General features: G+C 34.2%; 16 protein-coding genes. 3 read left to right on the top strand and 13 right to left on the bottom strand.

Features of this window, described 5'->3' with window-relative positions; translation table 11 throughout:
* Positions 1-87 precede the first annotated feature (87 nt).
* The 9 genes from DMB71_RS04640 to DMB71_RS04600 all read right to left on the bottom strand — a co-directional run bounded on the left by DMB71_RS04640 (position 88) and on the right by DMB71_RS04600 (position 11,828).
* Positions 88-1,803 (bottom strand): ATP-binding protein, encoded by a 1,716-nt coding sequence (locus DMB71_RS04640; RefSeq protein WP_111364088.1) that lies wholly within the window; start codon positions 1,801-1,803, stop codon positions 88-90.
* Positions 1,804-1,893: 90 nt separating this feature from the next.
* A complete protein-coding gene (locus DMB71_RS04635) occupies positions 1,894-3,021 on the bottom strand; it encodes a sensor protein KdpD (RefSeq protein ID WP_111364086.1) in 1,128 nt (375 codons plus the stop codon).
* Positions 3,022-3,178: 157 nt separating this feature from the next.
* Positions 3,179-4,255 (bottom strand): porin, encoded by a 1,077-nt coding sequence (locus DMB71_RS04630; RefSeq protein WP_111364085.1) that lies wholly within the window; start codon positions 4,253-4,255, stop codon positions 3,179-3,181.
* 444 nt (positions 4,256-4,699) lie between these two features.
* Positions 4,700-5,251: a K(+)-transporting ATPase subunit C gene (locus DMB71_RS04625; protein WP_111364083.1), complete on the bottom strand. Its 552-nt coding sequence runs from the start codon at positions 5,249-5,251 to the stop codon at positions 4,700-4,702.
* Positions 5,252-5,414: 163 nt separating this feature from the next.
* The gene (gene kdpB, locus DMB71_RS04620; RefSeq protein WP_111364082.1) at positions 5,415-7,472 is read right to left on the bottom strand and encodes a potassium-transporting ATPase subunit KdpB; all 2,058 of its coding nucleotides are present in this window, start codon (positions 7,470-7,472) and stop codon (positions 5,415-5,417) included.
* A gap of 271 nt (positions 7,473-7,743) precedes the next feature.
* The gene (gene kdpA, locus DMB71_RS04615; protein ID WP_111364080.1) at positions 7,744-9,465 is read right to left on the bottom strand and encodes a potassium-transporting ATPase subunit KdpA; all 1,722 of its coding nucleotides are present in this window, start codon (positions 9,463-9,465) and stop codon (positions 7,744-7,746) included.
* A 133-nt stretch (positions 9,466-9,598) separates the two neighbouring features.
* Positions 9,599-9,676: a K(+)-transporting ATPase subunit F gene (gene kdpF, locus DMB71_RS04610; RefSeq protein ID WP_073418200.1), complete on the bottom strand. Its 78-nt coding sequence runs from the start codon at positions 9,674-9,676 to the stop codon at positions 9,599-9,601.
* A gap of 152 nt (positions 9,677-9,828) precedes the next feature.
* Positions 9,829-10,110 (bottom strand): DUF7674 family protein, encoded by a 282-nt coding sequence (locus DMB71_RS04605; protein WP_111364264.1) that lies wholly within the window; start codon positions 10,108-10,110, stop codon positions 9,829-9,831.
* 368 nt (positions 10,111-10,478) lie between these two features.
* The gene (locus DMB71_RS04600) at positions 10,479-11,828 is read right to left on the bottom strand and encodes a sigma-54-dependent transcriptional regulator (protein ID WP_111364079.1); all 1,350 of its coding nucleotides are present in this window, start codon (positions 11,826-11,828) and stop codon (positions 10,479-10,481) included.
* Positions 11,829-11,995: 167 nt separating this feature from the next.
* Between DMB71_RS04600 and DMB71_RS04595 the strand changes: the two genes are divergently transcribed.
* Complete coding sequence (locus DMB71_RS04595) at positions 11,996-13,207, top strand: polysaccharide deacetylase family protein (protein ID WP_111364077.1); 1,212 nt, start codon at positions 11,996-11,998, stop codon at positions 13,205-13,207.
* 133 nt (positions 13,208-13,340) lie between these two features.
* Here the strand turns inward: DMB71_RS04595 and DMB71_RS04590 are convergent, their stop codons facing one another.
* The 4 genes from DMB71_RS04590 to DMB71_RS04575 all read right to left on the bottom strand — a co-directional run bounded on the left by DMB71_RS04590 (position 13,341) and on the right by DMB71_RS04575 (position 18,608).
* Positions 13,341-16,877: an ABC transporter permease/M1 family aminopeptidase gene (locus tag DMB71_RS04590; protein WP_239452925.1), complete on the bottom strand. Its 3,537-nt coding sequence runs from the start codon at positions 16,875-16,877 to the stop codon at positions 13,341-13,343.
* Positions 16,878-16,881: 4 nt separating this feature from the next.
* Positions 16,882-17,766: an ABC transporter ATP-binding protein gene (locus DMB71_RS04585; RefSeq protein WP_111364074.1), complete on the bottom strand. Its 885-nt coding sequence runs from the start codon at positions 17,764-17,766 to the stop codon at positions 16,882-16,884.
* Between the two features lie 117 nt (positions 17,767-17,883).
* Complete coding sequence (locus tag DMB71_RS04580) at positions 17,884-18,090, bottom strand: helix-turn-helix domain-containing protein (protein WP_008466864.1); 207 nt, start codon at positions 18,088-18,090, stop codon at positions 17,884-17,886.
* A gap of 2 nt (positions 18,091-18,092) precedes the next feature.
* Positions 18,093-18,608 (bottom strand): DUF2975 domain-containing protein, encoded by a 516-nt coding sequence (locus DMB71_RS04575; protein WP_091135678.1) that lies wholly within the window; start codon positions 18,606-18,608, stop codon positions 18,093-18,095.
* A 174-nt stretch (positions 18,609-18,782) separates the two neighbouring features.
* Between DMB71_RS04575 and DMB71_RS04570 the strand changes: the two genes are divergently transcribed.
* Complete coding sequence (locus tag DMB71_RS04570) at positions 18,783-19,787, top strand: LLM class flavin-dependent oxidoreductase (RefSeq protein ID WP_111364072.1); 1,005 nt, start codon at positions 18,783-18,785, stop codon at positions 19,785-19,787.
* Positions 19,788-19,968: 181 nt separating this feature from the next.
* The gene (locus DMB71_RS04565; protein ID WP_162614779.1) at positions 19,969-20,235 is read left to right on the top strand and encodes a hypothetical protein; all 267 of its coding nucleotides are present in this window, start codon (positions 19,969-19,971) and stop codon (positions 20,233-20,235) included.
* Positions 20,236-20,419: the final 184 nt, after the last annotated feature.

The raw sequence follows: 20,419 nt of genomic DNA, 5'->3' as shown, positions 1-20,419 counted from the left end.
AACCTTAAGTGAATATTAATTAAAGGCAAAATTCAATTATAAATATATAATATTTTTTTAAATTTTATAAGAATTATTTTATTTTTTTTAGACTTTTAATGTAAACCAAAACGTACTTCCTAATCCTAAATTACTTTCTACACCAACGCTCCCATTTTGTGCTTCAATAAACTCTTTGCTAATTGCTAATCCCAATCCTGTTCCAGATTTTTGACTTCCTGGAACTTGAAAATATTTATCGAAAACCCTGTCTTTATATCTTGCATCAATTCCTTTTCCAGTGTCGATAACCTGAAAAACCATTTGATTATTTTCTTCTTTTAATTTAATGAGAACCGTACTTTTTTCAGACGAATATCTAATGGCATTCGATAAATAGTTAATCAAAACCCAGCCTGTTTTTTCTGCATCGGCTTTTACATTTTTGAGGTTTTCGTCGGCATCAACAACCAACTGAATCTGTTTTTGATCGGCTTGGACTTTTACAGCTTCTACAGCATATTTCACAATTTCGTGCGGATTGCTTTTGCCAATATTCAGCTGAATATTTCCAGTTTCCAATTGGGATAAATTGAGTAATTCGCCTGTAATTTTCAACAATCGCTGACTGTCATCTTTTATGCTTTCAACCAATTGTTTCTGGTCGTCGTTCATATCACCCGTTTTTCCATTTTCAAGCAATTGTAGACTTAGTTTTATTGAAGCAATTGGTGTTTTTAATTCGTGCGAAACTGTAGCAATGAAATTCGTTTTAGCAAAATCCAATTCCTTAAAAAGCGTAATATTTCGCAGGATAATCACATCACCAATATTAATTTCTTTTTCTTCGCCAGTTGGCGTTATGGTTATGTTGTGAATCTCTTTTTCGAAATAACTTTCTTTTCCATGAGCAAAAATTTTGAGAGGCTGTTTTTTCGGAGTTTCACTTTCTTTCAGAATCAAAGAACGAATCAAATCATTAGAAACGGCTAATTCTGAAGCAAGTTTTCCAATAATATCTTCCGATTTAAGACCAATAATTTTCAGCGCTTCATCATTCACAAACAAAACAATTCCTTCATTATCCAAACCAATAATCGGGTCGTTCATATTATTGATCAGAGTTTCCAGTCGTTTCTTTTCAAAAAGAAGCTTATAAACATTGCTGTCATGATATTCTTCGAGTTTTTGAGCCATCGTATTGAACGATTTTGCCAAATCTCCAAATTCGCTATGACTAGTAAAATGAACACGCTCTGAATAGTTTTTATTGGCAATTTCCTTAATACTCAGCGTTAATTCCCTTATTGGATTCGCAATATTATTAGGCAGATTTACCAATAAATTAAACGCAATCAGAAAGCATAAACTTCCTACAATGGCAATTGATAAATTGGCCGTTTCAGCTGAATGTTTAGCAATGTCACTTTTCTGTTTTATAGCATCCAGATTTAGCTTCATAATCGCAAAAATATCTTGACGAATCTGTGTTTTTACAGTTTCGTCGTTGTTGTTTTTGTCTAAAAGGGCAAAACTGGCCTTAAGCTTTTCAGTAGCTTGTTTTTCGCCTGGTTCCGTAATATTTTGAGTCTGCTTTTCGAGATTTTCTTCAAAACTTCGAATCGTTTCTTTTGAACCCGATTTCATTTCGTCCAAAGCCAAAATCATATTTCTGGAATATTCCAGCGTATTGTAATTGGATTTCAAAATATTCTCAGTGTCCTGCTTAATCAAAAAAACAGAATAAGCACTCACTAACGAGAGAATGATGATCATTAAAAATAATAATCCAACACCCAGATTCAATTTGGTTTTAATTCTCATATTTTATTTTTTGTGTAAAACGCTGTTTGTGAAATGTAAAATGTGAGATGTGAAATGAAAAATAACATCTAACATTTTACAAATAACATTTCACGATAATATTACAAGATCAACATTTGACAAAGACAATTTGTTTAGCAAACGTCTAAAAATTGTTGTAGACAAAATTACTTTAAACAAATTAAAATGTGGTTTTCCAATACACACAGTTGTAATTTGTTTTTCTTCTACCGTTGTCAAAATAGCATCTGTAATATTTGAATTTTCCAATTTAATAACCTCAGCGCCCAATTGCACAGCGAGTTTAAAGTTATTAATTAAATGTCTTTGTTTGTCGAGTGCAATTCTGTTACTGCTTTCTTTTGGCGTTTCGACATACAAAACATACCACGATCCGTTGTAATAACTGGCTAATCTTGCTGCTTTTCTAATAATGATTTTAGCCGTTTTTTCATTACTGCTAATGCAAGCCAACAATTTTTCATGTCGTAAAGCATGTAAATTCGGAACTTCGCTTTCTACTTTTCGAACCACCTGACTTGCTACTTCCTTTAAAGCCAATTCGCGCAACTGCAGAATCTGTTCCGATTTAAAAAAGTTCGCTAAAGCAGTCGGAATTTTATCTGCCGTATAAATTTTTCCTTCTTTTAGTCGGGCAATCAAATCTTCTGATGTTAAATCGATATTTACGACCTCATCAGCCAATCGTAAAACATTATCAGGAATTCGTTCCTGAACATCAATATTTGTAATTCGTTTTACATCTTCGTTTAAACTTTCAATATGCTGAATATTCACGGCTGAAATTACATTAATTCCAGCGTCTAAAATCTCCAGAACATCCTGCCAACGTTTTTCGTTTTTGCTTCCTTCAACGTTGGTATGCGCCAATTCATCAACAATAACCACTTCTGGTCTAAGGTTGATGATTGCTTGAACGTCGAGTTCTTCGAGTTCTTTTCCTTTATAAAAAATAGTCCGCCTTGGAATAATCGGAAGACCAGCTAACAATTCATGCGTTTCCTTCCGCATGTGCGTTTCGATGTAGCCAATTTTTACATCGATTCCGTTTTTCAATAACGAATGCGCTTCCTGAAGCATACGAAAAGTTTTCCCCACACCGGCACTCATCCCAATGTAGATTTTAAATTTTCCTTTCCGAGATTTCTGAATCAAATCCAGAAAGTGCTGTGCGTTATTTTCTTTTTCTTCTTTCATTTTTTTTTGCCGCGAAGGCGCTAAGTCACAAAGTTTTTATTTTTTTTTAGCCACGAATTCACGAATTTTTATTTGAATTAATTCGTGAATTCGTGGTGAATAAATTAACACAAAGAAAAATCCTTTTAATCTGTGTAATCTGTGGCAAGAATATTTTCTAGAAACTAATTGCCAGTGAAGTTGTCACAAACGTATTCGTATCTGTTGGCAGATTATTTTTTGTAAAAATTTCATCTTTACTCGAAAGATTTCTTGCTTCAATTCTAAACATAACATTATCAGTTACTAAGTAATCAAAGTTAGCTGAAAATCCGTAAGTTTTAAATCCGTTTGAAGTTTCAGTTGAGATGATAACACCTTTTTCGTCGCTGTAATATTCGCCTCGTGCTGCAAGCTGAATTTTATCAGTCGGTTTGTATTGCAGAATCAAAACTGGCGAAAACCAAATATCATATTTATCGCTTCCTTTAGCTGATTGTTGTGAACCAATATCAAAGCCAGTTGTCAGATTTACTTTTTCAGCCACTTTAAACTGTCCATAGAAATTATTAAAATAACGCCATTTTTTGTCAATATCTGGCTGTTCGTTTCCAACATAAGTACTCCAATTCAAAACAACCCGATCAGATGGTTTGTAAGTAACTTGCGTTCCAAAAGCTGGTGTTTGATTGCCATCAATTTTCTGAATTCTCTGCCAGCCGTTTAAATACATGGCTGCTAAATACCACTTTCCTGATTCAGAAGTATAACCAATTTTCACTCCTGCTTCATAATAAGGCGAATTCTCAGCCAAAATGCTTCGGGTTAAAGTCTGACAGTCTTTTCCAATGGCACTTTCAAAACCAATATGCGAAGGCATAATTCCAGCATCAATCCATAAATCATGTTTTTGCGAAATCTTCACACCAACATTTGCCTCATAAACATTCTGCAGTAAATCCTGCTCAGCCGACATATTATATTGCGCATAAGTTCCTGCCATCAGCGCTAAATTTGCTCGAACATTTCCTTTAGAATAATTTACTTTCGCCAAACCCAAATTCAGGTTCACTTCATTGCTTCGATTATAATTATAAAAAAAACTCGGTTTTGTATGATTGTCTGGTTTCCCAAAATCGTAACTGTAATAAAGGTCTACATATCCAGAAAATGTAAACGGACTTTTAGATTCTTCTTGTGCGTGTAAATTGCTAAAACCAAAAGCGATTAAAGCAGTAAGTATTATTTTTTTCATATGTCATTGCGAGGAACGAAGCAATCTCGTCCTCTTAATTAAATTATTAGTAGATTTTTTTAGGAGCTATTTCCCGCTATCCGTTCCAATCTTTTGTGCCGAACCCCGGCACAAAAGGATTTCCACTACTATCGGGGCTAGGGCATTTGGGGTAAAAAAGGCGTTTTTGTTTCCTGCAAGGTTTTCAAAACCTTGTAGGTATTTAATTTTAAAGGTTAGTTTGTCGATTCCAGTTTTTTTCACAGTTTGTCATTTCGACGAAGGAGAAATCTTCGCAAGTAGCTCCGCAAAGAATATCAATCTGTGTCGATTTAGCAACGAAGATTTCGTCTTCGTCGAAATGAGAAATTATACATGTTGCTTCATGATAATGCTTGATGCAGATTTTTTACACCTACAAGGTTTTGAAAACCTTGCAGGAGAAAAACTTAGAATCTTAAAGCTTCAGCGAAGCTGATCCAGTGCCACATTCAACTCCAGAACATTTACTGTTTCAGGTCCAACAACGGCAGTATTAATTTTAGATTCAACCAAAGCTTTTACTTTAGCTTCGTCTAGTTTTCTTTCTTTTGCAATGCGTTTCACCTGAATCAAAGCGCCTTGTGGAGAAACATTCGGATCTAAACCACTTCCTGAAGCCGTAATCATATCGGCAGGAATTTCAGATTTTTTCAAATAAGGATGAACTAATAAAAGTGTATCGATTCTTTTTTGAACCAAAGCTAAATACTCAGCATTGCTAGGACCTTTGTTGCTCCCTGCACTTCCTGCAGCATTGTAATCTACAGCCGAAGGTCTTCCCCAGAAATAATTTGATTTATCAAACTTTTGCCCGATTTTTTGATAACCAACGACTTTTCCATTAACCGAAATAGTTTCTCCTTTTCCTTGATTTGGAGCAATTTGTGCGATTCCGTAAATCGCAAGCGGATACATAACTGCGAATAGGATTAAAGTAACTGCAGTAAGTTTTAATATAGAAAATATTGTTTTCATTTTTTTGAAGATTCTAAGGGACTAAGTTGCTAAGGTTCTAAGTTTTTTTTCGGAAGCTTAGCAAATCGAAGTCATGTTTTTAATTTGATTTTTTAAAGATTCTTGAATTTTACGATTCTAAGAGAAAAACCTTAGTTCCTTAGAATCTTAGCACCTCAGAACCTTACATAAAAAGTGCAACAATCACGTCAATCAGTTTGATTCCAATAAAAGGAACAATTAAACCGCCAAGGCCATAAATCAAAAGATTACGTTTTAGAATTGCACTCGCACCAATCGGACGATATTCAACACCTTTCAACGCAAGCGGAATCAAAATCGGAATGATAATCGCATTGAAAATAACAGCCGATAAAATAGCACTTTCAGGACTATGCAAGTGCATAATATTTAAACCTTGAAGCGCAGGAATCGCAGTAATAAAAAGAGCAGGAACAATAGCAAAATATTTCGCAACGTCATTTGCAATAGAAAAAGTAGTTAAAGTACCTCTAGTCATTAAAAGCTGTTTTCCAATTTCAACAATCTCGATTAGTTTAGTTGGGTCATTATCAAGATCGACCATGTTTCCAGCCTCTTTTGCCGCTTGAGTTCCGCTGTTCATGGCAACACCCACATTGGCTTGAGCAAGGGCAGGAGCGTCGTTTGTTCCGTCTCCCATCATGGCAACTAAACGTCCTTCAGCTTGCTCTTTTCTGATGTAGTTCATTTTATCCTCAGGCTTGGCTTCGGCAATAAAATCATCAACACCAGCTTTCTCAGCAATAAACTTAGCCGTTAGAGGATTATCACCAGTAACCATAACCGTTTTGATTCCCATTCGGCGTAAGCGCTCGAAACGTTCTTTCATTCCGGTTTTTATAATATCTTGTAATTCAATAACACCTTGAATTTCGTTGTTTTTAATGACTACTAAAGGCGTTCCTCCGTTAGATGAAATAGAAATTACTTGTTGCGCTGTATCTTCAGGAAAAGTATTTCCGGCTTGTTGTGCAATATTTTTCGCAGCATCTTGTGCACCTTTTCTAATATTAGTTCCATCTTTTAATACTACTCCAGAAGTTCTGGTTTCAGCAGTAAATTTGATAGTGTGTGCGATGTCAGAAGTAGTTTGTAAAAACGAGGCTTTTGTTTCACTTTTCACATCAATCATTTCACTTAACTCGAGAATACTTTTTCCTTCAGGTGTATCATCGGCAAGCGAACTCAAAACTGCTGATTTAACGAAATCATCAAAAGAAATTCCTTTTGTTGGGTAAAAATTGGTTGCTTTTCTGTTTCCAATTGTGATGGTTCCCGTTTTATCCAAAAGTAAAACATCAATATCTCCAGCAGTTTCAACCGCTTTACCAGATTTTGTAATAACGTTGGCACGCAAAGCTCTGTCCATTCCCGCAATACCAATCGCAGAAAGTAAACCTCCAATCGTAGTTGGAATCAAACAAACGAACAAAGCAATGAAAGCTGCAATCGTGATGGGCGCGTTGGCATAGTCGGCAAACGGTTTTAGCGTAACGCACACAATAACGAAGATTAAAGTAAAGGCCGCTAATAAAATAGTCAAAGCAATTTCGTTTGGCGTTTTTTGACGGCTTGCACCTTCAACCAAAGCAATCATTTTGTCTAAGAAACTTTCGCCAGGTTCAGAAGTTACTCGCACTTTAATTTTATCAGACAACACTTTTGTTCCTCCCGTAACCGAAGATTTATCTCCGCCAGCTTCGCGAATTACAGGAGCACTTTCTCCTGTAATGGCGCTTTCGTCAATTGTTGCCAGACCTTCAATAATTTCTCCGTCAGCAGCAATTAAATCACCCGTTTCACAAATGAAAATATCGTCTTTTTTTAAGGTCGAAGAACTTACATTTTTGATTTCTCCATTTGGCAAAATCTGTCTGGCAGGAGTTTCTTCACGGGTTTTTCTTAAACTGTCCGCTTGTGCTTTTCCGCGTGCTTCAGCAATGGCTTCAGCGAAATTGGCAAATAAAAGTGTTGCCAGTAATATTAGAAAAACAATCAAATTGTAAATAAAACTTCCCTGATCGTTTGCACCCATTAAGATCGAAATGCAGACTGCAAACATAATCGCAGTTCCAATTTCTACGGTAAACATTACCGGATTTTTGATCATCATTTTTGGATTCAGCTTCACAAAAGACTGCACTAGGGCTTCTTTTACCTGTTTGCTCTCAAACAATGATGCGGATTTATTAGTTGTCATTTTCTTGTAAAAAGTTAAATGTTATTTATTAAATGTTATGCTAAAAACACACTGATTGTAGAATATAGCCAGTGGTTTCAACCACTGGAACGCAGCGTATATCAAATTTTGTGTCCCCACAATTCGTTTCCCGTGGTTGAAACCACGGGCTATGTTAAAATTTGAATGGTAAAATCATTATTCTAACTATGTGTGAAAACGAGTTTTCTTTTTACTCTTTTTATAGTTTCAATATCTATGTTTCTATGTGTTTAGAATATTTTTAGCATTTTTATTTTAGTGTAAAGAATTCTGCTAAAGGTCCAAGTGCCAGCGCTGGAAAGAAAGATAAAGCCGCAATAATGGCAATCACAGCAAAAGTCATAATTCCGAAAATTGAAGTATCAGTTTTCAAAGTTCCTGCACTCTCTGGAATGTATTTTTTACCCGCCAATAAACCTGCAATTGCCAGAGGTCCGATGATTGGAATGAAACGGCTTAACAGTAAAACAATTCCTGTTGTGATATTCCAAAACGGATTATTGTCGCCTAAACCTTCAAAACCAGAACCGTTGTTGGCAGCGCTTGAAGTATATTCGTATAACATTTCTGAGAATCCGTGATTACCAGGATTGTTTAACCAACCTGTAGCATTTCCGCTAAACCAATAACCCATCGCAGTATCATGTGCTGCAAAATAAGAAGCCAAAGCTGTTCCTGCTAAAATCAGTAAAGGATGAAGAATGGCAATAAAAGCAGCAATTTTAACTTCCCGCGCTTCGATTTTCTTTCCTAAAAATTCTGGAGTTCTACCAACCATTAATCCAGATATAAACACGGCTAGAATTATGAAAATGTAATAGTTCAGAATACCAACACCACATCCGCCATAAAAGGCATTTACCATCATAGATAATAATTGCATTGCTCCAGAAACTGGCATTGCGCTATCGTGCATACTGTTAACAGATCCTGTAGAAATCACTGTTGTAGCAATACTCCAGAACCCTGAAATAGCTGGTCCAAATCGAACTTCTTTCCCTTCCATAGCTCCAGTTGTCTGTGCGATTCCCATTTTTGCAATAGCAGGATTTCCGTTGATTTCGCTTGAGATTGTCGGAATTACAAGAAGTAAAAATCCAACGGTCATGACACCAAAAATAATGTAAGCGAATTTTCTTTTGTTTAAGAAAAATCCAAGTGCAAAAATCATCGCAAACGGAACAATCATTTGTGCCCAAAGTTCAACAGCATTAGTAAAATAAGTTGGATTTTCTAAAGGATGAGCAGAGTTAGCTCCGAAGAATCCACCGCCGTTTGTACCTATATGTTTAATGGCAATAAAAGCAGCAGCTGGTCCGCGAGAAACCTCAACATGATCGCCTTGCAAAGTTGTAATGGCATCTTTTCCTTCAAAAGTCATTGGAGTTCCGCTGAAAACTAGAGCAATAGCAACGATTGCTGAAAGAGGTAATAAAATACGAGTACAGCTTTTTACAAAATAATTGTAGAAATTCCCCAGTTTGTCAGTGGTTCTTTCTTTCATTGCAGTAAAAACCATTGCAGCAGCAGCAATCCCGACACCAGCCGAAACGAATTGTAAAAACATCAATATCATTTGAGATAGATAAGAAACGCCACTTTCGCCAGAATAATGCTGTAAGTTGCAGTTAACAACAAATGAAATAGTGGTGTTAAATGCCAAATCAGGAGACATCGATGGATTATTATCTGGATTTAGTGGTAAAGAACCCTGAAAAAGCAGAACAAAAAAGCAAAGAAAAAACCAAACCATATTGATGCTTAAAAGTGCTTTTAAGTGCTGTTTCCAGTTCATTTCTTCGGCTGGATTAATACCGCTGATTTTAAAAATAAGTTTTTCAATTGGATTGAAAATTGGGTCAAGAAGTGTTTTATTTCCCGTAAAAACTTTAGCAATATATTTCCCTACCGGAATAGCTAAAATAATGGTAAGGATAAAAATACCTATGACACCTAGCATTTCTGTGTTCATATTTTATTTGTTAGAAATTATTTAATTTTTAGATTCTTATAAAAACAGGATAAGTACAATAAAGGCTAATGTCCAGACAGCACATGCATACAATAGAGATGTCTTTTTATTTTTATAATTTGACTTTTTCATTTTAAAATTTTTCGGGTTTGATTAATACATAAATCAAATACACGAAAACGGCGATTGAAACAATAAATAGTGCAGTCATGATTTAGATTTTTTCAAAGAATTCAATAGAGAGAAAACAAATCGCAAACAGTAAAACAGCTAAAGCGAGAAGGAGGATTGTGACCATGATTATTTTAGATTTAAGATTGTAGACTTTAGATTTTTTCGATTAAACGGTTAACCGATTAAAAGTTATACTCCAGAAGCATTAACTTGTTTGGTATATTCTGCTTTAAGCGTTTGAGGAAAAAGATGTGAGATATTACAGTGGCGCATTTCCATAAAAGAGGAAACTGAAAAAACATATACATTAGAAATGGCATTTTTAGTTTCAATACTTCCGGTGATGAATAGACGTTCTGCAAGAGCCAGACATTTTTTCGCTCTTACGATATTGCCAGATATAATTGATTTTTTGGTTATCTCAGCAAACCGTTCGGCTTGTTTGTAGATTGAGGTTACTTGATTTTTCATTTGGAATGAATTTTTAATGTTCTTCCTCTTTATGCCAAAAGATGTTCCGAAAAAGCCAAATTGATTGTAAAGTGTTGTAAACAAAAGAAATGTAGTTTTGTGCCAAAAATTAGGCATAAAAAAAGCCTATCATTTTGATAAGCTTTTCTCGTTTTGATATAGTATTTGCGAGCTCCAGAGGAGCGAAATGTTTATAGAAAATAAATAATAGTCACGGTTATTAGAGCCCCAGCGGGGTGAAATATTTTTGAACTGTGTTGATGTCACTCCGCTGGAGCTTTTTATCATTGGCAACAAATCATCTATAAATATTTTGCTTCTCCGAAGCTTTTAAAAATTGATATTGAAATTGCCATTGATATTGGAATTTAATTTTTTTCAATCCCATATTCTTCCAACTTTCTATACAAAGTAGCAATTCCAATTTCCAATAATCTAGCTGTTTCAGCCTTATTTCCTTTTGTATAATTTAAAACCTTTTGAATATGGAGTTTCTCAACACTTTGCATGGAGAAAGCCGACATTGGTTTCGAATTATTTTCAGTCTGATGCTGCATTTCATAAGGAAGAACATCTGAAGTTAAAATATCTCCATTGCTCAAAATAACCGATCTTTCAATAACATTTTTGAGTTCGCGGATATTTCCTGGCCAAGAATAGTTTTCTAATTTCAGAAGAAAATCATCAGCAATCTGTAAATCTTTTTTATTCGTTTTTTCTGAAAATTGCTTCACGTAATAATTAGCCAAAAGCGGAATATCTTTAATTCTTTCTCGTAAAGAAGGCAATTTGATTTCGAAAATATTCAAACGGAAATATAAATCAGAGCGGAAACGATGTTCGTCACTTTCTGTTTTTAAATCACGGTTTGTAGCCGCTATTAATCTGAAATTTGATTTTTTTGGAGTCGTATCACCAACGGGAATATATTCGCTGGTTTCTAAAACACGCAATAATTTCGCTTGAAGATCAATAGGCATTTCACCAATTTCATCCAGAAACAACGTTCCGCCATTTGCTTCTTCAATAAAACCTTTTTTATCTTTTACAGCTCCTGTAAAAGCGCCTTGCTTATGACCGAAAAGTTCGCTTTCTAAAATTTCTTTTGTGAAAGTACTGCAGTTCAGAGCCACAAAAGATTTTCCTGCACGATTACTATTTTCATGAATTGCTTGTGCAAAAACTTCTTTTCCAGTTCCAGTTTCTCCAGTAAGCAATACAGTCGAATCGGTTTTGGCTACTTTTTGAGCCAAATCAATAACTTGTTCAATTCCTTTTGATTTTCCGATTATGGTATTGAAAGAATACTTATCATTAATTCTTTTTTCAAGCTGCTGGACTTTTTTCTGCAATTGTACTTTTTCTACCGCTTTATAAAGAAGCGGAATAATTTTATCGTTATCGTCGCCTTTTACAATATAATCAAAAGCGCCATTTTTCATTGCCTGAACGCCATCTGGAATATTTCCAAAAGCCGTCAGCAGAATTACTTCTGTTAAAGGAAAACTGTTTTTTATGTTTTGAAGAAAATCAACGCCGTTTCCGTCAGGAAGTTTCACATCGCACAAAACGACATCAATTTCGGTTTGTTCCAGTTTTTTGAAACCAGATTTTAAATCTTTGGCTTCAAAAACTTCAAATCCTTCCGATTTTATAATTCGCGCAAGTAGACTTCTAAGTTTTTCTTCGTCGTCTATAATTAAAATTTTGTGTGTCATTTTGCAGATAAGCTAAAACCGAATTGGTGTTTTGATGTACAAATTTAGGTTTAAAATTGGTTCTCTTTTTTATTTCAAAACAAATTATTTTTAAGGAGAGAATTAGTTTTAAAATATTTTTTCAAAAAGAAATGTACTTTTAGATTGTAAAAGAACCACTAAAATTTATGTCAAAACAAATCCTCCTTATAATAGCTTGCGTAATCTTCGGAAGCTATACTAGTTTTTCAAACGGAATTATTCAAAAAGATTCTTCAAAACCGAAAACTATTTCATTCAAAATAAAACTAAAATCGGCTGATAAATTCAAAATTGCCGTTTCTCCTTTAAAATACAACAAACATTTAGCGTATAGTTTTACGCTCGATGACGGTTACAGATCATCATATTTAACCGCTTTTCCATTATTGAATGGAGGAAAAATCAGCAATTCATCAATAAACGAATGGAAAATTGATCAAGGCGGAGACGGAACAATTTCAGAAGGGCTTTTTTATTCAGATGGGATGGGCAATAAAATTCCGTTTAAATTGGCATTAGCGATCAATGGAGGTTCAATACGTGACTTGCCAGAAAATCGCGGACATCTTTCGTGGAAAGAAGTAAAAGAAATGTACAATGCTGGTTGGGATATTTTGAATCATGGATTTCATCACGCTACCAAACATGGTACAAACTACAAAACAGAAGTAACCGAAAATACAACTTCAATACAGCAAAATCTAGATTTTAAAATGTCTCATTTTGTGGTTCCTGGTGGAGAAGGTGATGAAAAATATTATTTGGAATATGAAAAAGAGGCACTTAATAACGGACATTTTTCTGTAGCATCTTATTATGGTGTTGGCCCAGTTTTTAAAGTAGATTCAAAAGTAGATTTAGATAAAATGATTTCTGCTCGAACTTTTGTGCAGAGTTCAAAAGACACTACAAGTTTTAAAACCATGGATAACTATTTAAAAACGATAGATTCTATTGTAAAACAAAAAGATCCTGTTTGGTTTAACGAATTCACGCACGGAACTGGAAATACAAATTTGTGGAATCTAAGTATGCGTTTTCCTGATTTCAAATATTATATGACTACGCTTGCTGATAAATACGGATTAAAAGGAAATGACTCAATTTGGATGGCACCGTGGCAGGAAGTTTATGAATATATTTGGTTAAGAGACAGAATTAAAGTCGATTTTCAGCAGAAAAATAAGGAAGTAACGGTTACAATTCAGCTTCCAGAAATTCCAGAAAGTTTTAGAAATCGAGATATTTCATTAAATGTAGAAACGTCATCAAAATTTGAAATCGAATCAAATAAAGATTTGAAAATAAAAGATGACGGAAAAACAACTCGCAAACAGATTTTCATTCAATTAAAATAAAATTTTTTAGCCACAGATTAAAAAGATTATTTGGATTTTTAATTTTAGCGAAAGCAAAAAAATCATTTTAATCTTTTTAATCTGTGGCAAAAAAATAATTCGTGGAAATTCGTGGAATTCGTGGCAAAAAAAACTAATCAATCTCTTTCTCGTTATCCTTTATAAAAGTGTCAATATTCATTAAAAGAGGATCAATCACAATTCGTTGAGGTTTGTTTTTGATTTTAATTTTTCCTTCAATTAAATTGTTTTTGATTGGAAATGTGTAGCGAAATAACTTTCCGTTTTCATCATAAATTCCAATATCGATTGTTTTATCATTGTCGATTTGTTTCCGAACTCCTGTAGCATTTTCAATATATTTTTTCGAATCTGCTTTAAAGGAGATTTCATAAAAAACATTCTTTTTTACACTCTCAACTTCAGAAATTTTTGAAGAATAGGTTATAATCTTTTTAAACATTTCATCCAGTTTTGAGTGGAGTTTAGAATCTGAGACCGCATAAATCTCTTTCAATAAATTTTCAGAATCCGGAATTGTGTTAGGATATTTATAATGGTTCAGGAAATTTTTTAAAGCTAGATTCACTTTTTCTTCACCAGTTAAAATTCTCAGCTGATGCATAACCAGCATTCCTTTATCATAAGGCAAATGAGGCGTTTCGTAGTTTGTTTTATATAAAGGAGTTTCGGGTTCATAACTTCGACTACTTAAATACAAATCCAGATGAATTTTTAAAGTTTCTAAAGCTTTTTCTAAGCCATGTTCTTTTTCATATAACATCAATTCGGTGTATTGTGCTAGAGTTTCGGTCAAAATCCAGCTTCCTTCTTTTTGCTCGGGACTAATTTGTGAATTTCCCCACCATTCGTGCGACAATTCATGTGCCGTCAATTGATTGATAATATCTTCTTTATCTCGATTATTCAAGTTGCTGTAAAATCCAAAATTCTCTTTCATAAAAACAGTCGACGGATATGAAGTCGCCGCAAATCCATCCGCGAAAGCAGAAACTTCAGCATAACGAATCGTTTTGTAGGGATATTTTCCAAAATTGTTTTGACAATAATCTAAAGTGTTTTTTACATCTTGAATCAGTTTTGCAACGTTTCTCGAATGTCTTTTATCATAAAAAACTTCAATAGAAATGCCTTTATAATTTGTTTTTTGAATTTCATATTCGGCAGAAGAAAAAGCAAATCGAAACGGAATCTTCCCATTAGATTTATAATGAAAATAATATCGGTCGTCTTTTTTCCAATTCCCAACTAAATCTCCAACACCAATTGCTGTTTGATTTTTAGAAGTCGAAACCACAACATCATAATCAATAAAATCATTTGATGTTTTCGATTTGTCTTCCAATTTTTTAAGCGGCGGTTGTGGTTTCAAATGCCTTTTTGCTCGCTCTTTTTCACTGCTGATTTCATTGGATTCTTGATAACCAAAACTTGGAAAGTAACGGCTTATTCGCATAAACGAACCATTTTCAATTACAGAATTAAATGCAGTATGACCTTTAAACGGCGACCAAGTTGAGGTAAAAGAAAAACTCATTTTTATTTTCTGGTGAGGTTCTAAAGTCTTATCCAATCGATACCAATAATGCTGAAATTTAGAAACATCATCGAGATTTTTCGCATTCTCAATTTCGATAGAAGTCAGTTTTGCATTTCGATCTATATATAGGAGTAAACTATCAATAGGTTTTTTAGAATTATTCACCAATTCGTAAGTACCTTTTACTTCATATAGATTTTCTTCAGGAAACAAATCAACTTTACTTTTGACCGAAATAATCGTTGGCTGTGCAAGATTTGTATATTTTTTAAACTGCTTTTCATATTGCTCGCCCCAATTATTCTGATCATCTTTCGTCAAATACGGATATTCGATATTGGTTTTATAAAAAAGATAACTTCCAAAACCTATAAAAAGAATAATTCCCAAAACAAAAGTTATTTTCTGAATAGTATTGAATGAATGTCTGCGGATGGTTTTTAGAAGAGTAGAATTTCGTTTCCATAAAATTCCAGTCAAAGTCAGCAGTATTAAAGCCAGACCGAAATTGTACAACATCGAAATATGAAACGGAAAAGTATAGCTTCCAAAACCATTCAAATCAAAATATTCCCTTTTAAAAGAATCTCCAAATCGAAGTAGCGGATATGAAATTCCTAATTGTTCCCCAATTCCTGTACAAAACAAAATCACAATAAAAGCAGAAACTGCCAAGCCTAAATATTTGTTTTTAATGAAAGTCTGAATGGCAATCACTAAAATGGAAATCAAAAACAATGGAAATCCGATATAATAAAACATCGAAAAGTAAAGTCCAGCTTCAATTGGTGCATTTGCATGTATGATTTGAAAACCAATTCCAATAAAAATACTGATTCCTATTAATATTATCGGAATCAAAAAAAGTGTTGTCAGTTTTGAAAGTAAAACAACAAACTGAGAATAAGGCGCGGTATTTTCTAGCATTTCAAATCTTGAATTTTCGCTTCGATTCAATAACTCACTGCTATAAAAAAGAGTAACCAGAATCAATATGAAAGGCAAACGATCCATTATAGTGGAAATCATCAAAGCCGTATCAGTAATTTTTTCTGCCAATCTGATTCCACCGTCAATTTCATCTGAAATCTCAATCATTAATAATCCCGAAAACAGAAGAACAATCAGTACAAACGGAATCCCTTTTAAAACCAAATAAATATCCATTTTCAAATTGCTTTTAAAAACAGCCCAATTATGTTTTGAGGTTTTAAATTGCTGTTTCGGAATTGTCACAGAATATGTTTTTGTGTCTTTTGTATTGATTCTAACCGATTTTACTTTTTTAGTTTTTGCTTTTCGAAAAGAAAACAATTTATAAGAAGTAAAAATTAGCAGAAAAGAAACAGAAATCCACAAGATTCGATTCAATAAAAAGTTTCCTGAGAGTGTAAGTAGTTGCGTGTTTTTTTCTATCGATGTCCAATATCTCGTTTGTTCCAAAAAAGCAGCCAAACCAAACGGATCTATTTTTGCTGCCAAAGACATCGCTTTCGCGGAAGACGGAGAAGCATTTGCAAATAAAGGTGAATTAGAAAAAATAGAACCTGCTATATATAATATGTAGATGAATAATCCTCCAACATAAACAAAAAGTTTGCTTCGCGTAAGCCAAGCCATCGTTGCAAGAATCGAAAGACATAAAAATATGTTGGGAACAACGATAACAAGAAAAGGCCAGAAGTAATTTAGAATTTCAAAAGGACCAATTTCACTTTTAGTAATCCACGACATTTGATGTCCGATAATCATTCCGATGATGAACATTGCAAAAGAAGAAACCGATATTATGAAAGCCGTAATAAATTTACTTCCTAGATAATAAAATTTAGAAATAGGAGTAGAGAAAATTATTGAATCAAATTTGGTTTCGTATTCTTTTAAAAAATGTTGTGCAACTTGAAGTGTGATTGAGAAAATTGTCATCAGCGATAGCAAACCAATCGCATAAGTCAAGGTAAATGGACTATTTTTATAAGCGCCCGAAAACGAAAAGTTTGCAAAAGCACTCACAAGAAAGCCAAGAATCAGATATATAATATAGGTAGCATAAAAAGTCCAGTTTCTGGTATTGTTATGCCATTCAAATTGAATTAATTTAGAAAGCATAACATTATTTTTTAAGTTGGTTTTGAGATAAAATAGTAAAGTATACATCGCTCAAATCTGGAGAAGTCAATTCAAATCCAGAATCTGGCTGTTGTTGGGAGAAAGCATGAATGTTGATTTTGCCCGAATTCAGATGAGAAGAAATAATATTGAAATGTTCTTGATGTTCTTTCAGTTCATTTTTATGAATCGCTTTTGTCCAGATTTTTCCTTTCAAAGAATCAACCGCTTCATTTGGGTTTCCTTCCAAAATCAACTTTCCGTTAGAAATAATTGCCATTTTGGTGCACAGATCACGAACATCTTCTACAATATGCGTTGATAGAACCACAATAATGGTTTCACCAATTTCACTCAAGAGGTTATTGAAACGGTTTCTTTCCTCGGGATCAAGCCCTGCCGTCGGTTCATCAACAATAATAATCTTCGGATTTCCCAATAAAGCTTGTGCAATTCCAAAGCGCTGACGCATTCCGCCCGAAAACGAATGAACCGTTTTGTCTTTGTGTTGCAATAAATTAGTTTGTTGCAGCAAATACAAAATTTGGTCTTGACGTTCTTTCTTATTGATAATTCCTTTCAAAATTGCCAAATGATCCAATAAACGATAAGCAGAAATCTTAGGATAAACGCCAAATTCCTGTGGAAGATATCCGAGATTTTCTCTTATAAACATTGGGTTTTCGAGAATATTAATTCCGTTAAATTCGATAATTCCAGATGTTGGTTCCTGCAAAGCAGCAATAGTTCGCATTAAAGTCGATTTTCCTGCGCCGTTCGGCCCCAGTAAACCAAACATACCGTTAGAAATTTCAAGCGATAAATGGTCAATCGCTTGCGTGCCGTTCTCATAGGTTTTGCTGAGATTTTTGATTGATAAACTGTTCATTTTTTGATTGATTTTTGATGATTATATAAATGATGATTTGAAATTTTTGGGCAATAAAAATTCTGTCGGCCTCAAAAAGCCGATTTTTAGGTTCAGAAAATTTGATTTATAAGAAAACTACTCGCTTACATATTCTAAAATATCGCCAGGCTGGCAGTCTAGGATTTTGCAAATAGCTTCAAGAGTATCAAATCGAATACCTTTTGCTTTTCCGGTTTTTAGAATCGATAAATTAGCAGGCGTTATATCTAATTTCTCTGCCAATTCTTTACTTTGCATCTTGCGTTTGGCAAGCATTACATCAACATTTACAATTATTGGCATAGCTATATAAATAAGTCTTGTTCGTTTTGAAGGTTTAAACCCTGTTTAAAAATTGCTGCTAGAAAATAAGCAAAAGCGCCAAGCATTCCGTGCAATATGATAAAAAGTGCCACTTCATTATCTAAAGGAACAAAGAAGAAAGCAAAAAATATAACAATACTCGGAATGAATAAATTGGATAAATAAAAGCGTTTTAAGTGCAAAACTCCATTTTGAGTAAATAATTTTGGCTGAAAGAAAATCTTAAAAACATTACTACTCAGTAAAAAGAAAAGTCCGTAAAGACTTAGCGGAGCCAAAAAATCAAAAAGAATATACGGCAGATTGTAATCGCCCAACATCACAGGATGCGTAGTAAACGGATAACAAACCTGAAAATACTTTCCGTTATCTTTAAATGTTAGAAATAACCCTGTAACTAAAGTAAAAACCGAGTAAGCGGCCAAGAAAAAATAAACTACAGCCAAGAATCGAGTAAAATAAAACAATATTCTAGAAACAATATGAGTAGTCTTCATACAATGAAAAATTAAATTGATATTGCAAATGTATAATTAATTATTGTAAAACAATAATTAATTATTAAAAAATAGTTATTTGGAAAGAATTTGGAATATTATAATTCTATTAACATTAGAAAATAAAAGGCATTCGCATAAATGAGTTAATTTTGCATTTTAGCCTTAAATTATATGAAAAACCCAATTTCAGTCTCAATATTAGAGCTTGCAATTATCACCCAAGATAGTAACGCAACAGAAACATTCCAAAAAACAAAAGACATAGCACAATTAGCCGATAAACTAGGATACAAGAGAATCTGGTTGGCAGAACACCATAATATGGCACATGTTGCAAGTACAGCAACCGTTGTTTTAATTGGTTACGTAGCAAGCCAAACCGAAAATATCCGCGTAGGTTCTGGCGGAATCATGCTTCCAAATCATTCTCCTTTAGTAGTGGCAGAACAATTCGGAACTTTAGAAACCCTTTATCCAAACAGAATCGATTTAGGTTTAGGAAGAGCGCCGGGAACAGATCAGCCAACTGCCGAAGCAATTCGAAAAGACTTTTTTGAGCAAGCGCAACGATTTCCTCAAAACGTAAGCAAACTTCAAGAATATTTTTCATCTGAAAATGCTAATGGAAAAGTTCGTGCATTTCCAGCCGAAGGACTAAATGTGCCAATCTGGATTTTAGGATCAAGTATGGATAGTGCAGCTTTGGCGGCGGCTTATGGATTGCCTTATGCTTTTGCTGGACACTTCGCGCCAAAACTAATGATTCAAGCATTTGAGTTTTATAGAGAAAATTTCCAGCCATCAGAGTATTTAGACAAACCGAAAACAATGGCATGTGTAAATATCATCGCAGCAGATACCAATGAAGAAGCGGAATTGCTATCGACGAGTTTGTATCAAATGTTCCTAAATCTAATTAGAAATGATCGTAAAGGATTGCAACCTCCAGTTTCATCGCTCGATGATATCATGAATGAAGCAGAACGTTTCCATGTAAATCAAATGACAGCAGGAACCTTCACAGGAAACAAAGAACAGCTAGTAACCGATTTGAAAAAGTTTGTTGACTATGCCCGAATCGACGAGCTAATGGTTACAAGTCCAATCTTCGATCATCAAGCAAAACTAAAAAGCATTCAAATTACAAAAGAAGTAATAGATGCTTTGAATGAATAATACATATTAATATAGTTTATAAGTTATACTTATATATATAAGAGTAAATCTCGGTTACAACCCGACAGGTTTTGAAAACCTGTCGGGTTTATTTGTATAGGTATGTTTGCAATCAAATTCCCGTTTTTCAGTAGAGACGCACTGCAGTGCGTCTTATGCTCGACATATATAAGGGTAGTTTTTGAAATTAGGTTTTTTTCAGGAGCTTTTTCCCGCTATGCGCTTCAATCTTTTTGGGCCGAACCCCGGCCCAAAAAGGATTTCCGCTCCTATCGGGGCTAAGAAAGCGGTTTCAGGAGAGGCGTTTGGGGAAATGGAAGATTCCGTAATCATGAAAAAAATTTTGAAAAAGGCGCCAAATGCTGAAAATCCGATAAAAACTGATGTCGGAAAGTATGGCAAAATAAGAAAATGCCAGACATACAAAGAAAAACCTTACGCGATGTAAAAAATACCCGAAATGTAAACTCCGTGTTATGAGAGGGTTATGAATTAGCGGGAAAAAAGATTGAAAAAAGTCTGGGAAAAGTGTTGGAAAAGCGGAAAAAGTGCCTACTTTTGCACCCGCAACAGCGAAAACGTTCACAGAAATACTGCCAGGAAACTTAATCGAATCGAAAAGAGATTTTCGA

It is taken from the genome of Flavobacterium tistrianum (genome assembly GCF_003254545.1).
Taxonomy (GTDB): Bacteria; Bacteroidota; Bacteroidia; order Flavobacteriales; family Flavobacteriaceae; genus Flavobacterium; species Flavobacterium tistrianum.
Note: the sequence above shows the minus strand (reverse complement) of the source record. Positions and strands in the feature narration are given on the sequence as shown.

Excerpts from the sequence above, each read along its gene's own strand:
- DMB71_RS04635 (WP_111364086.1), bottom strand. The coding sequence starts at position 3,021 with ATGAAAGAAGAAAAAGAAAATAACGCACAGCACTTTCTGGATTTGATT.
- kdpB (WP_111364082.1), bottom strand. The coding sequence starts at position 7,472 with ATGACAACTAATAAATCCGCATCATTGTTTGAGAGCAAACAGGTAAAA.
- kdpF (WP_073418200.1), bottom strand. The coding sequence starts at position 9,676 with ATGACTGCACTATTTATTGTTTCAATCGCCGTTTTCGTGTATTTGATT.
- kdpA (WP_111364080.1), bottom strand. The coding sequence starts at position 9,465 with ATGAACACAGAAATGCTAGGTGTCATAGGTATTTTTATCCTTACCATT.
- DMB71_RS04605 (WP_111364264.1), bottom strand. The coding sequence starts at position 10,110 with ATGAAAAATCAAGTAACCTCAATCTACAAACAAGCCGAACGGTTTGCT.
- DMB71_RS04625 (WP_111364083.1), bottom strand. The coding sequence starts at position 5,251 with ATGAAAACAATATTTTCTATATTAAAACTTACTGCAGTTACTTTAATC.
- DMB71_RS04580 (WP_008466864.1), bottom strand. The coding sequence starts at position 18,090 with ATGCCAATAATTGTAAATGTTGATGTAATGCTTGCCAAACGCAAGATG.
- DMB71_RS04570 (WP_111364072.1), top strand. The coding sequence starts at position 18,783 with ATGAAAAACCCAATTTCAGTCTCAATATTAGAGCTTGCAATTATCACC.
- DMB71_RS04630 (WP_111364085.1), bottom strand. The coding sequence starts at position 4,255 with ATGAAAAAAATAATACTTACTGCTTTAATCGCTTTTGGTTTTAGCAAT.
- DMB71_RS04585 (WP_111364074.1), bottom strand. The coding sequence starts at position 17,766 with ATGAACAGTTTATCAATCAAAAATCTCAGCAAAACCTATGAGAACGGC.
- DMB71_RS04600 (WP_111364079.1), bottom strand. The coding sequence starts at position 11,828 with ATGACACACAAAATTTTAATTATAGACGACGAAGAAAAACTTAGAAGT.
- DMB71_RS04575 (WP_091135678.1), bottom strand. The coding sequence starts at position 18,608 with ATGAAGACTACTCATATTGTTTCTAGAATATTGTTTTATTTTACTCGA.
- DMB71_RS04590 (WP_239452925.1), bottom strand. The coding sequence starts at position 16,877 with ATGCTTTCTAAATTAATTCAATTTGAATGGCATAACAATACCAGAAAC.
- DMB71_RS04595 (WP_111364077.1), top strand. The coding sequence starts at position 11,996 with ATGTCAAAACAAATCCTCCTTATAATAGCTTGCGTAATCTTCGGAAGC.
- DMB71_RS04640 (WP_111364088.1), bottom strand. The coding sequence starts at position 1,803 with ATGAGAATTAAAACCAAATTGAATCTGGGTGTTGGATTATTATTTTTA.